The sequence below is a fragment of the Arthrobacter sp. B0316-1-20 genome, from assembly GCF_059091865.1.
Map to the genome: position 1 here is coordinate 1 of NZ_JBNHHC010000074.1, position 12,297 is coordinate 12,297.

General features: G+C 63.3%; 13 protein-coding genes and 2 pseudogenes. 7 read left to right on the forward strand and 8 right to left on the reverse strand.

From position 1 onward, the window contains the following. Positions 1–105: 105 nt before the first annotated feature. Together AC5RW2_RS37925 and AC5RW2_RS37930 are read left to right on the forward strand one after the other, a co-directional pair. Positions 106–405 carry a hypothetical protein gene (locus AC5RW2_RS37925; protein ID WP_494032073.1) on the forward strand — a complete coding sequence of 100 codons (300 nt, stop codon included), beginning with the start codon at positions 106–108 and terminating at the stop codon, positions 403–405. A gap of 122 nt (positions 406–527) precedes the next feature. Further along, on the forward strand, positions 528–950 hold the full coding sequence (locus AC5RW2_RS37930; protein WP_494032072.1) for a hypothetical protein: 423 nt from the start codon (positions 528–530) through the stop codon (positions 948–950). 279 nt (positions 951–1,229) lie between these two features. Here the strand turns inward: AC5RW2_RS37930 and AC5RW2_RS37935 are convergent, their stop codons facing one another. Then, positions 1,230–1,442, reverse strand: a complete 213-nt coding sequence (locus tag AC5RW2_RS37935; RefSeq protein ID WP_494032071.1) for a hypothetical protein — start codon at positions 1,440–1,442, stop codon at positions 1,230–1,232. Here AC5RW2_RS37935 and AC5RW2_RS37940 point away from each other — a divergent pair. Further along, complete coding sequence (locus AC5RW2_RS37940; RefSeq protein ID WP_494032070.1) at positions 1,441–1,782, forward strand: type II toxin-antitoxin system HicB family antitoxin; 342 nt, start codon at positions 1,441–1,443, stop codon at positions 1,780–1,782. The genes AC5RW2_RS37935 and AC5RW2_RS37940 overlap by 2 nt on opposite strands. 289 nt (positions 1,783–2,071) lie before the next feature. On the opposite strand, the gene AC5RW2_RS37945 is transcribed toward AC5RW2_RS37940, so the two are convergent. The 5 genes from AC5RW2_RS37945 to AC5RW2_RS37965 all read right to left on the reverse strand — a co-directional run bounded on the left by AC5RW2_RS37945 (position 2,072) and on the right by AC5RW2_RS37965 (position 7,620). Beyond that, positions 2,072–4,030 (reverse strand): SIR2 family protein, encoded by a 1,959-nt coding sequence (locus tag AC5RW2_RS37945; protein ID WP_494032069.1) that lies wholly within the window; start codon positions 4,028–4,030, stop codon positions 2,072–2,074. A 103-nt stretch (positions 4,031–4,133) separates the two neighbouring features. Beyond that, positions 4,134–4,493: a hypothetical protein gene (locus AC5RW2_RS37950; RefSeq protein WP_494032068.1), complete on the reverse strand. Its 360-nt coding sequence runs from the start codon at positions 4,491–4,493 to the stop codon at positions 4,134–4,136. After that, positions 4,490–5,314: a hypothetical protein gene (locus AC5RW2_RS37955; RefSeq protein ID WP_494032067.1), complete on the reverse strand. Its 825-nt coding sequence runs from the start codon at positions 5,312–5,314 to the stop codon at positions 4,490–4,492. Before AC5RW2_RS37955 ends, AC5RW2_RS37950 begins: the two co-directional genes overlap by 4 nt. A gap of 36 nt (positions 5,315–5,350) precedes the next feature. Continuing rightward, positions 5,351–7,003 (reverse strand): hypothetical protein, encoded by a 1,653-nt coding sequence (locus tag AC5RW2_RS37960; protein ID WP_494075150.1) that lies wholly within the window; start codon positions 7,001–7,003, stop codon positions 5,351–5,353. A 317-nt stretch (positions 7,004–7,320) separates the two neighbouring features. Next, a complete protein-coding gene (locus AC5RW2_RS37965) occupies positions 7,321–7,620 on the reverse strand; it encodes a DUF4193 domain-containing protein (protein WP_494032065.1) in 300 nt (99 codons plus the stop codon). Positions 7,621–7,968: 348 nt separating this feature from the next. On the opposite strand from AC5RW2_RS37965, the gene AC5RW2_RS37970 reads away from it, so the two are divergent. Together AC5RW2_RS37970 and AC5RW2_RS37975 are read left to right on the forward strand one after the other, a co-directional pair. Further along, a complete protein-coding gene (locus AC5RW2_RS37970; protein ID WP_494032064.1) occupies positions 7,969–9,066 on the forward strand; it encodes an ATP-binding protein in 1,098 nt (365 codons plus the stop codon). Between the two features lie 213 nt (positions 9,067–9,279). Then, positions 9,280–9,407: pseudogene (locus AC5RW2_RS37975) on the forward strand (recombinase family protein); the annotation flags it as partial. Between the two features lie 9 nt (positions 9,408–9,416). Here AC5RW2_RS37975 and AC5RW2_RS37980 read toward each other — a convergent pair. Next, positions 9,417–9,698, reverse strand: coding sequence for a hypothetical protein (locus AC5RW2_RS37980; protein WP_494032074.1), 282 nt, complete (start codon positions 9,696–9,698; stop codon positions 9,417–9,419). A gap of 51 nt (positions 9,699–9,749) precedes the next feature. Then, positions 9,750–10,610, reverse strand: coding sequence for a hypothetical protein (locus tag AC5RW2_RS37985; RefSeq protein WP_494032063.1), 861 nt, complete (start codon positions 10,608–10,610; stop codon positions 9,750–9,752). A gap of 374 nt (positions 10,611–10,984) precedes the next feature. On the opposite strand from AC5RW2_RS37985, the gene AC5RW2_RS37990 reads away from it, so the two are divergent. Both AC5RW2_RS37990 and AC5RW2_RS37995 read left to right on the forward strand, forming a co-directional pair. Beyond that, positions 10,985–11,242 carry a hypothetical protein gene (locus AC5RW2_RS37990; RefSeq protein ID WP_494032062.1) on the forward strand — a complete coding sequence of 86 codons (258 nt, stop codon included), beginning with the start codon at positions 10,985–10,987 and terminating at the stop codon, positions 11,240–11,242. A 173-nt stretch (positions 11,243–11,415) separates the two neighbouring features. Continuing rightward, positions 11,416–12,297: pseudogene (locus AC5RW2_RS37995) on the forward strand (hypothetical protein); the annotation flags it as partial.

The window sequence follows — 12,297 nt, forward strand, 5'->3', positions numbered from 1 at the left end:
ACCAGCGACAACGGCTTCCCGCTGAAGGCCAGCTACCCCTCCATACAGGAGTACCAGCGCACCGAATAGCCCCGCCGCACCGGCAGAGGAAAGGAGGGCAGGCCAATGCGGCAGCGGATCCGCTGGACCAGAACAACCGAAGCCGACATAGACATCGACCCGGACACCGTTGCCGTCTGGGCCGCCTCATCCCCCGCCTACCGCCACCTCGCACCGGGACATACCACCCCCGGCACCGCATCGACAGCCTCCATACGGCACATGATGGCCGCCAACGCTCACTTCGCCGCCATGGCCACCACCCACTACGCCATCGCCCACGACCTGCTCAAAACCACGGACGCCGAGCGCGGAGACGGCCCGCCGGCACCCTCCCCGACCCTCGCCCGGTCGGAAGAGCCTTAATCCCGTCCCTGACCGCCACCCCGGGCGACAAGGGGCCGGCTGCCGCTTCCCTGAGGGGAGGCGGTATGTCCCCCTTCCTGCTAGAAAGAAAATCGAGACCGTACCCCGTCAAAAGGATTCCCATGGCCACCGATGCCCAAGCCCAGCTGCAGGTCACCGCCGAGAACCTCCGGCAGGTCAACGAGCAGCTGGCACGCCTGCGCGGGCATAGGGCCGGCCTCATCACCAGCGGTCTCGCCCTGGGCATCACCGCCACCGATCTGGCCAAAGCAGCCGGCATCTCCCGTCAGCGGCTGTATCTCATCCGCGGCCCGGAGCCGGTCGAGCCTCCGTCGGCTTCCCCCGCCGACATCCTCGCCGAGCTCCGCCAAACAGCACTGGACCACCAGGACCGGGAAACCGAACACGCGGCACTGACCGGCCGGCTCAACCAACTCATCCTCACCGTCCACGCCGAAGGAAAGCTCAGCGTTGCCGACTTGGCGAAGCTGGCAGGGGTCAGCACCGAATACACCCGCAGGATCCGCCGTCAGGCAGGACACTAGCAAGGCCGGCCAGCCCCCGGTGGCCGGCCGCAGCACCGGCCCGCCGCTGGCGGGCGCAGGCCGAACCACCCCGGGGGTTGAGGGGTTGGGGCGGAGTTCTTCCCTCGGGGCCGGGTTCGGCGGTTCCGGGGCGGTGGGGGCGGCATAAAAGCCGCTTTCAGCGGAACAGCCCGCGAAGCAGCCGTGTTGGGGAAGCGCTCGTGATTGACGGAATGGTTCCATTAGTGGAACCATGGTGGTGTGGCGTCGGTGGAGAAAGTTGAAGAGCAGGCACGGAACTCACCCCAGAACCTGCGCTTCAATGATCTCTACCGGTTGTGCACACACTACTTCGGGGAACCCCGCACGGAACAAGGCGGATGCCACGCCGTCTTCAAAACACCCTGGCAGGGAGATCCCCAGATCAACATCCAGAACAAGGGCGGCAAGGCCAAGCCGTACCAAGTCAGGCAAGTCATACAGGCAATCGACAAACTGAAGGAGACGGGCCATGGCAGATCCTAACGTCTCACTGGTCGCTCACTACCGGTACTCGGTGACCTGGTCGCGCGAGGACCAGGAGTACGTGGCCACCGTATCCGAGTTTCCCTCCCTCTCCTGGCTGGATGAGAACAAAGAGGAAGCACTGCGCGGACTCGAAAAACTCTTACGCGAAGTAGTTGAAGACATGCGCGCCAAAGGAGAAGAGGTTCCCCTTCCCTTTGCCGAACGCACCTACAGCGGCAACCTGAAGGTCCGGGTCACCCCGGAAAAGCACCGCCGCCTGGCCATCGCAGCCCAGGAACAGGGCGTTTCCCTCAACCGTTACCTGAACGACCTGCTCTCAGCCTAGGTCTCATCCACCGGCTCCAGCACAAGCCCCCGGCAGGGATTGCTGAGGGCACGGCTATGGCCGGATTCAGCACCAAAAACCTTCAGCAATCCCCTGCCCCCTGCCGCACGTGTGACTGCATCTCTGCCGTCCTGGATGCTGCGCCCCCAACAGATCCACCGCAGCACCGGTTCAGGCGCGGGCGCCGAGGGCATCGCAGGAGAGCAGAAGCAGCGGCCCGCCAGCGATGATCATGATCCCGAAGGCACCCCTGATCCGGCCGAGCCGGGGACGTACCGTCCGGCGGTGCTCAGGTCTCGTCGATCCAGAATTCCTCCCCAGAAGTCGGGCCCGCCGACTCAGCGGCGCGGTGCAGGGCGATGTTCGCGGCGTGCAGCGTCTCGATCACGGCTTCGTGGGGACCGGCCAGGACGCCGCTGCTCAGCAGGGGGTGGGTATCGCCGGCTCCGGTGATTTCCCGGATGAGCCGGTGCACCACAGCGGATTCATACCGGTTTGTTTCGGCGTTGAGACGGACTTTCAGGTGCGGTGTGCTGAACGGAATCAGCTCGGCATAGCGGCCACGGGCCCGATCATAATTGGCCCAGGCATGGGCCTTCTTCTCCTGCGCCTCGTCGCGGCGGCCGGCGTCGTTCGTGTGCCCGGCTGCCTGGAAGTCTTCCTGCGCCTGCTCGTACTTGTGCCGCCTCTGAGCAATCGTGGCAAGTTTGCTGGGGGCGTGCTCGTTGGCTGCGGCTGCGGCCAGGTTGCGCAGGAGCTCGAACCTCTGCCAGCTCTCCTCATACATTCTCGCGCCGATGCTCAAGTGCTCGACCAGCACGGGCCGGAGCCGGTGAAATACCCGGGCGCTCGCTGACGGTACATTCTGGTGCAGCCGGACAGGGTCAAGAACCTGTACTGCCGGCCCGTGTCCTGTGCCGGGTGCTTCTGCTTCCAGGGTGAAGAGCATGCGCAGGGTCTCGTGACGGCCAGCGGCTGTTGCCGCGATGCCGGCCGCATAGAAGAGCTGGAGGGCTGCCAGGTTGTGCAGCTCCAAAACGGCTGTGTTCCCGTCGGCGTGCGGGGCCGGCAGCAGGGCTTCGATCTCACTGCTCCACCACCGGTCCGTATCCGTGCTCCCCCAGTAGGCGGATGCAGCCACCAGTGCGGCCATGACGGTGGAGGCTTCCTCGAGCCGATCGGCCATGGCCCGATAGCCGCCGTCGGGGGATTCGGTTCCGGTGTAGCTCTGGAGCAGGTCCGGGTGTTGGTGAAGGCGGTCCGATTCCCGCTTGAGCAGATCATGCAGGGGAATCGCAGTGTACCGGCCGGCGAGCTCACGCTTCGCGGTCGCCATGGCGACCGGCACGCTCAGCGGGTCCCTGGCCGCCGCCCGCTCCGCGAGCGCCCGATACGCATCGTGCAGAACCCCCAGTGCCTCGTCGGCAGTGGCCTGAACCTGTGTCGCCCCCAGATGCGCACCCAGCTCCCGGGCCTCATCGGTGAAAGGCCCGGATTCGATCCAGTAGGGCACATAGATCCGTCGGAAGCTGCGGGCCAGCGCCGCCCGCAGCCCGGGGTCGTAGGTGGCCGGCCACCCCACCAGCACCAGCCCGTACTCCTGTACGATCCGGTCCAGGAACGCTTCCGCCACAGCGGAATACGCCCCCGGCTCCGCGACCGGATTGAGCATCTCGGAGGGGACGAGGTAGTCCCCGTGCAGATGCACCACCAGAGCCCGGATCGGATGCAGCGGTCCCAGTCCCGCCAGGTCTGCCTGGTCATGGGCCACGACCGGATGGATGCCCCGGGCTCGCAGGGCTGTTTCCATGAGGTTGTCGAAGTTGAGGGTGATGATGATGTTGACGGCGCCGGCTTCGACGAGGCGGGCGAGGGCTTCGTGGGCTTTGGTGGGCTGCTTGTGTCCGTCTTCCTCCTCGGCGGGTGTCGGTTCGAAGTAGCTGCGGAGGATTGCCTGGCGGGCGTGTTGGGTCGGTGCCAGGTGTTCGAGGAGGCGTTCCCAGGTTGGGTCCTGTCCGTAGGTTGCGGTGTACCAGGCGAGGCGCTCGTCATCGGTTCGCGGGTTCGCGCCCTTGATCGTGGCCAGCCGAGCCAGGAGGTCCTGCAGGACACCCCAGGCCGACGGAACCCCAGCAGCGGCGGAGGCGCCGGGGCCGAGGATGACCGCGTAGGAGCCGGGGGTGGAGGTCAGGGAGAAGGCAAGGCTGATCAGCTGCTCGTCCGGGGCTTGCTGCGGGTCATTGCTCACTGTCGTTTCCTTACCAACGTAAGTTCAGGTCCGAGCATAGGACACCCGCAAACCCCAGAACACCGGGGTGCCCGGGGACATACCACCGTCAGGTCAGGCCTCGTCAGGTCAGGCCCTTCTTGGGTGGGCGGCCGCGCATGCCGATGCGTTTGGTGGCCCGCTCGCGCAGGTAGGTGCTCACTTCCTTCTCGTCCCAGAGTTTTTCGTCGATGACAGGTTCGGGGAAGTCCTTCATCCGGGACCGCTCGGTACGGGAGGACGGGACGGTGACGCCCATCTTGGCGGCGACTCCTTCGGAGTTGATCAGTCCCCTGATGCTGCGGGGCCCAAGACCTGCGGCGTGGATCTTTCGGGCCAGGGACTCGATGTCCTCGCGGACCGTGTCGTCGGAGACGGTCGTGAAGGAGTCGTAACCGCGGTGGCGGGCGATGATGTCGAGCAGTTTTTGTTCCGTGACGTTCATCGTTTGCGTCCTCGTGCCCTGCGGCTGCCTTTGGGTGCCGGGGCGGGCCGGTTCCGGCGCCGGGTGCCCGCTTCGTCCATTTCCTTGCGCTCTTCCTTGGGCCGGACTGCATTGAAGACCGTCATGGTCACCTTCACGACCGGGGCTTTGGTCGGGTCCAGGTCGGCGTAGCGTTCTCCGGACTGGGAGAGGATCCAGCTGGTCATGTCCCCGCCGTGCAGGTCCCGCACGTCGGCCAGGATGTCGGAGGCCAGGTAACCGGCCTTGGAGCCAATATCCATGACGCGCCCCCGGCCGTCGCCGGTGTCGAAGACGACATTGAGCTTGACCCGTTTGTCCCGGCGGGCCTGGCTCTTGGCGACGTTGCGGATCTTGTTCATCAGTTCGTTGATGCCGGCGGAACGCCCCTTGGCTACCTTCGTTTTTGGCATCTCGATCACATGCTGCCGCCCCCCTTCCGGGAACGCGGTCGTCGTCGAGGTGAAGGCACCACGCCTGGGCCTGGGTTCATAGGTGCCGGTGGTGTCCTTGGGCACCGTGACCTTCTCCCTGGCTCCGGCCTTGGCACGCACCGGCACAATGTGCCCGTCCTTCGCCCGACGCCGGGGAGTCAGGTGGGTGACCGTACCGGTGCTGTACAGCTCGGTCAGCGAGCGCCGGTAGGCTTCGCCGCTGGTTTGGCCGGTGGCGACTTTGCGGAGCATCTTTTCGCTTCGGCCCAACTGTTGGCCCAGTTCAGTCCAGGTGTAGCCGTAGATGGAGCGGATGTGCTGGACGAGTTCGGCCGGAGAAAGCTCGTCCGGGTTGGGACGTTCAGGCATGGTACGTCCCCGTCCTAACTGCGGCAGTCATGGGTCTTAGTCCTCCGGTGTCAGGAATTCGGTCTCGAAGAAGGCCGCGTCGATGCCGGCACGGACTGCCCTTTCGCGGAGCCGGTCGCGTTCGTCCTTGGTCACCGGGGTTTTCACCGGCCCCTGCAGCACACCCTGCAGGCGCAGCCGGCCGGTTTTCCCGTCATCTCCCCCGCCCTGCTCCACCGGCAGCGCCCAGCGCGGAACCTCGGTCGTATAAATGGCGTCACCGTTAATACCGATCAGCGTCCGGGCCGGCACGGCGAGCGCACCGCCGGTGTGGTTGTTGGCCATGGGGGCGGAGAGGACTTTCGCCCGCCCCCGAGCCCAGACCTGGGCGGCCAGTTCGGGACGGTAGAACGCCTTGGCCCGGCCGGACAGAGCGCTGGATTCCTTGTAGATGAAGGCCTTGCCCTGGCGCCGCATGCTGGACAGATACTCGGGCGGGACATCTTTGGGGTCCCAGGCTACGACGGTACGTCCCCGTCCCCGGGAGGCGAAGGCGCCAATGGACTGGATAACGATCGCCCGCAGCGCGGCGCTGACGGCAGCGCGGATAATCGGCGGCATTTCCTCATCATTGGTCACCCAGTCCCTGGCCTTAATAATCCGCGCGGCAAAGGTATCCAGCGGCCGGGCAGCGACCGGCTTATCCCCCCGCCGGGAAGGCATGTACTTATTGAAGACCACCGACTCAATCGGGTCGATCATCCACCCGTACTTGCGGGCCACATGGATCTCCGCGGTATCAGCCCACGTCTCCCCCACAGCGCCGGGCCGGTTCGGGTAATACCAGCCCTGGTCCAGCCGCTGATGCTGCACCCCGAAAATCCCCACATGGTCCCAGCTATCGGGGACCCGGAAGCGGATCAGCACCCGCGCCCTCGCATACGGATCAGCGGTCAGCAGGTCCATGGTGTCCTGACGGTTCAACCGCACCCCCGGCCCCACCCCCAACTCCCGACACAGCGACGCATACATGAACCGGCCATCCGTATACGCAAACGTCTCCAACTTCGGAGTGACCACCGGATCCACCAACGGGATGCAATCCTCATGCGCCGAAAACGAAGGACCCGCCACCAAATGCTCCAAATGATGCTGACCCGAAGTGCGATGAATCTCCTCGGCAATATCATCCGAAAGAGGCTCCGGATCCAGATTCTTCGGCAACGACAACGCCCACAAATTCGTCCCCGTCGCCGCCGGCGTCAACGCCAGCGGCGCCCCCTCAAACGCCTCCGACACCATAAACGCCGTCGCATCCCAGGCCTGCCGCGCCTGCTCCGGGACCAACGGAACATTCCCAAACCACTCCGCCGCAGTACGCACCTCAACCCGCTGCCCCGTCGCAACACGCTCAAACCGACCCGTCACCGGCATCCCCAACCAATGACCAATCGGCTTCCACCCCGGAGTCTGCACCAACAACCAATGCCGCTGCCCCTGATCCGCCAACGGCACCCGCCCCGTAAACATAATCCGCTCAGCACCCGCATCAGCAGCCGTATCCAACATGTCCTGCAAATTCGGATTCTTCCGGCGCTCGCCGATTTTGGGGCGTATGGTCTGGCCGTTGGAGGCCACGCCGCGGCCGGTGGTGTAGTCGACCCAGATGGTGGGGACGTTGCGGAGCCCGCCCCAGGGTGTTGGTCGCATGCGCCGGCTTCCTCCCGCTCACCAATTTTGTTGATTCAACAATAACAAAACTGTCGAGGGAGAACGCACGTTCAAACCACCGAAATCTTCGTGTGGCACCGAAGGCATGCCTCTGCCTTCCGAATAGAGTCAAAGGCGGCGAACCGGCAGACCCCACCGGTATACGAAGTAGATTGTCAGCTTAGGCGGGAAATGGTTGCGAACACCATTCGACTCGGAGCGTCAGCGTTTGCGTGCGCCAGGGGCCAAATGCCGTCGAGGACTGATAGCGGCGGTGTGCCACCGGCCCACCGCTTGGCCAGGTGCGCTACGGTCGCTCAGCCTTCGCACTCAGCGCAGTAGGCCAGCCCGTTTTGCTCCCGGGCCTTTTGGGAGCGGTGATGGACCAGGAAGCAGGAGCCGCAGGTGAACTCGTCCTGTTGGATGGGAATAACCTTGACCACCAGTTCCTCACCGGACAGATCGGCACCCGGCAGGTCCACACCATCGACGGTGTCGTTCTCGTCTACGTCGATGACAGCGGTCTGCGCTTCTGCCCGGCGGCTGCGGAGGGCCTCCAGCGATTCGCTGCGGCCCTCGTCCTCATTCTGCTTCGGCGCGTCGTAATCAGTGGCCATCTTCGGGAATCATCCTCCTCGTTGCTGATATGGGCAGAGCAACAATAGCCGATGTCCCTCCCCGAACCTCCGCCAATTCAAGTGCACCGGCAATTTGCCAAAGACGTAGCAGCAGTCTTCGGCTTATCTAGAGCCGCTGCAACGACAGGAATCCGCACCCGAACTTGCAGGTCCGCCTCAGGCCAGGCTTCAGAGCTGATCTGCAGCCAGTCAAAGTCGGTCAAACCAGGCAAAGTCCCCCGCCGGCACTAGCTAGCTTCTGCCGGATAAAGGGGCTTTGTGGCTCATAAACTCACAAGAAGCCCCAAACTCACAAAACTCACAGCTACTCACAGTAGGATGCTGTCCATGGAAAATCCGTTCCGGCCCTCAGCCGGTGCTACACCCCCGGAGATCATCGGACGCTCGGGTCTGCTCGACGAGTTCGATTACGGGCTCAGCCTCGGTTCGGGGGCGCCGGGGCTGCTGACCATCTTCACCGGCGCCCGGGGCATCGGCAAGACCGTCATGCTCGGGGCGGCCCATGACCTGGCCCGGGAGCACGGCTGGGCCGTGATCGCCGAAACAGCCACCGAAGGATTCCTGGGCCGGATCGGCGAATCCATGCGCCGTCTCGCCGAGGAACTCGGCGACGGCCCGCAGCTCCGGCGCATCACCGCCATCGCCGCCGCCGGTTTCAGTATCACCACCCAGCTGCCGCCCGAGCGGCAGGTCGCCTGGCGGACCATCGGCGAAGAACTGCTCCGGCTGCTGGCCGCCCGGAACACCGGACTGGTCATCACCGTCGATGAAATCCATGCCGCCGACCGCGCTGAACTGGCTCAGCTGGCCGCCAGCGTCCAGCACTTCATCCAGGACCGGCTTCCCATCGGCCTGGTCTTCGCCGGACTACCGGCCGCCGTGTCGGACCTGCTCAACGAAGGGGTAGCGACCTTCCTTCGCCGCGCCGACAAGATCGACCTGCACGCCGCAGCCGTCCGCGACGTGGAAACCTCCTTCACCGCAACATTCACCGCAGCAGGCTTCACCGTCGCTCCAGACCTCATCCGCCGCGCGGCGGAGGCCACCGGCGGATACCCCTTCCTCATCCAGCTGGTCGGATACTTCCTGTGGCGCGAAGCCGAAAACAACCACGGAACCCTCACCCCCAACGCGGCCGACAGGGCCATCGAAGCAGCCAGCAGGCGCAACGCCCGCACCGTCATCGAAGCAGCCCTGGCCGCAGCCTCCCCCAAGGACATGGAATTCCTGCACGCCATGGCCCAGGACGACGGCCCCTCGACCGCCGGCGACATCGGACGCCGCATCGGCGCCAAAACCAACCTCGTCGCCAACTACCGCGCCCGACTCCTGGCGGCCGGACTCATCGAACCGGCCGGACACGGCAAAGTCGACTTCGCCATCCCCGGCCTGCGCCAACACCTCCGAAACAAACCCCTGCCCTAACGACCACCACACGGCAAAGGGCTAGCGAATCTGAATTCCGGCGCTTCCAAATCCGGCGGACTTCGAGCGTCTTTCGTGGCCCTGGAGCACGCCCCAACCTGACGTCAGAACAGCATCTGAAAGGCGTCAGATAGAGTTCAAAATCCTGTTTCTTGACACACTCTCGAGAAACTCTTGGATTTCAACCTGACAATCTAGGGGTTGGAGGGCAGAATGGCGGGTCAGCGGATCGGATACGTGCCGGCCAGCACCTGGACCAGAACGAACAGCGCCAGCTCGAAGGCCAAACACTCGACCGGGTCTTCACCGACAAGGCCTCCGGCCGGGAATCACCCCATCCCAATGGGCTTCTATGCTGGCTCCACGCTCCCAGGGTCTTGCGATTCGGTAATCACTGGCACCAGGTACGGCGAGCGGAATATCAGCTTGGCCGCCTTGGCCCACTTGTAGGGGTTATCTTCGAATCGGATCCACTCGCGTGGGTTGTCTGCGTCAGGAGCTGCCGGCGTTGTGTCGATGATCTCGGGATCACCTGTGATTTCGATGGAATTGTCGTCGTGGACGATAAGTACTGCCCTGGTTTCCCAGGTTGCTAATGCGTCGTCAGGTACTTGAAACTCAACCTTGATCACCGCCGCACCTCCTTTTCCCCGGTCGAATTTGTTTATTTTGAATAAACAATATCAATAATCCCCGAACCTGAGAAGAGTCCCTGTTTCGAGCATTCTCTGGGCTCTCCTACGCATGGCTTCGATACGCTCCGGTTCCAGCACCCCATTCAGGCCAAAGGAATCGGGGGAATCCAGCAGCTTGCGCAGTGCCGCCTTCTCATGGTCTTTCAGCAGGTGACGTCTGCTGTCGATTCGTTCGGCCAGGAAGTGGTTGACGTTCCGGACATCCCCGGGACGAGCGAAGGAGAATCCGTGGTCGATGAGGTGCAGTGTGTCGTGGCCGCCCAGGTAGTTGCCGCGGTGGCGGTCCTGCTGGCCAATCAGTGCATCAAAGAATGCCGCGTCGTCTTTCAGGCCGTCGGAGGCACGTTTCTTGTAGCCTTCCCAGCCCGGGACCCCGTAGGAGATGGATCCCATCTGCCCGTCGATCTCCCGCAGAACGCAGGGTGGAACCAGCTTTTCCCACCGTTCTCCCAGATTCCTAGCCATGTGCCAGGCGGCGAATTCGTGAATTGGCTGCACCCGATCCGACTGCCCGTAGGCGCGGGCACAGTTCTGGTCGACGCCCCCGAAAGGCTTGTGGAATCCTTTCAGCCCCTCGAAACCGAACGATACGCAGTTGGTGGTATTCACGCCCGCCACCACGGGAACGGATTTTCTTGGGATGGATTCGAGTAGTTCCCGCTCATCCGGGTGGCCGCCCTGCAGCTTCAGAACGTTGTTGATGCATTCTTGCAGTTGGGGCGTCACCCACCGATCGGAGGAGCGCCACAAAGGGCCCTTCTTATTCTCCGGCTCTTGCCGAAGGGCCTTGTTCGCGGTGTTCCGGCTGCCTTGGAGCATGCCGGACGGTGCCCCCAGTTCTCGGGCCATGGCCTTGAGCTTGTCTGCCGGCTTCCTTTGAAGTGACTCGAGCACCTCGACTGGCAGCTGCTGTTCCCCCGCCCATGCGAGGACGTCTTTGCGGATTTTCCTGTTTTCCCGCCGACGACGGTTATGCGCTTCGAGGGCCTTTGTGCCTTGGCAGCCGGCACATCGTCGGCCGCCTTCATGCAGTGCCCTACACACCGGGCGCATCTTTCCGGGATTGCACCTGAGCTGCGTTTGTTCGCTTCACACAGGGAGTAGGCCTGTTTGCCGGAAGAATTGCTGTCAGGCTGGCACCGGTGTTGATGCTGGTGTGACACATGTTGTCTTAAACGGCGTGTCGGAACCCACAAGGCTATTGATATTGCTAGGTTCGGTTCATGAGCGCAACGAGACTACGACGCCGCCCGCGTGGCACAGCCGTCAATACTGTCCAACTGCTCGCCCATGTAGATCCGCAGGCCAAAAGGAACCTTCAGGACATCGCCCAGCGGATGGGGATTTCCTTGGGCGAGTTCGTGGAGAAAATCGAGAAGAATCTCGAGCTCGATGGCCGGGGCTTGCCCACGTGGTGGGACCCGGAAGAGCAACGCCAGGAAGAACTTTCCCTAAATGAAAGGTCCCTGATGACCGGTTAAAGAAAGAGTGGGCCGCCGCCAAGCAACCCACTTCATTCAAGTATGTAGTTTCTTCTGAACAACCGATCGCCAAATCCCTGTTCAGAGGTTCCTTGGGAACCAGCGCCAACTGGTTCCCGATCTTCATCCAAGGCCTTTGCCATGCCTAAATGAAAGGTACGCGTCCAGAGTACATGGACACCATTTCAAAGTCGAGTATGCCTGCCCGCGCGTCTTCGGACGTCGATAGCGGAAAAGTTTGGGCTGCCCTGGCCCCGCTGATCGCGGGACGCCCCTGGTATCGGTTTGCCGATGCCCATCAGCAGTATGTCCCCCGTAATGAACGCAGGTTGCGGGAGTTGCGCCCCGGGCAGCCGGCGGCCGTGATGATTTACGGCCCGGACGGGACAGCCCAGACCTTATGTCTCGATATAGATATGAAGCTGGGCCAGAACCAGGCTCAGCGGGACGCAGCCGGCATCCGCACGTGGCTGTCTGATTTCGGTGTTTCATATGTCGAGGATGTGTCTCCGTCCGGAGGGCGCCACTTCTATATCCCGCTGCGTCATCGGATGCCCTGCGATGAGGCTCGGGCTTTTGTCGAGGGCCTGAAGACCAGGTTTCCCTCACTCGATCCTTCCCCTCATCGTGCCGCACGCCATGGCTGCATCCGGGTTCCCGGATCCGTTCATAAGCTCGGGGGTTCCCAGCGCCTGGTTACTCCTTTTGATGATGCGCTTCGAATTCTTTCCGTGCGCAATCCGCGCGAAACGGTAAACCGGCTTGTAGCCGATCTGCGCCCCCAGATCGAGGAATGGAGTTCGTCCCGACTTCCAAGCTCAACCCCTGCCCCTGTTACCCGTTTGCCATCGGCTCCGCCGCTTCAGCTTCAAACCGGTCCCATTGCCAGGGACATCGGAATCAACGGGTTCTCCCACCACGGCAGCTACCAGTCCCCCTCGGAAGCCCGTCTCGCGGTACTCAACTCCCTTGCTTCTTCCGGTTGGACCGAACAGCAGGTCCAGGACCAGTTGGCATGCGGTGCCCTGCCTGGACTAGCTGCCCTCTATGCGAAG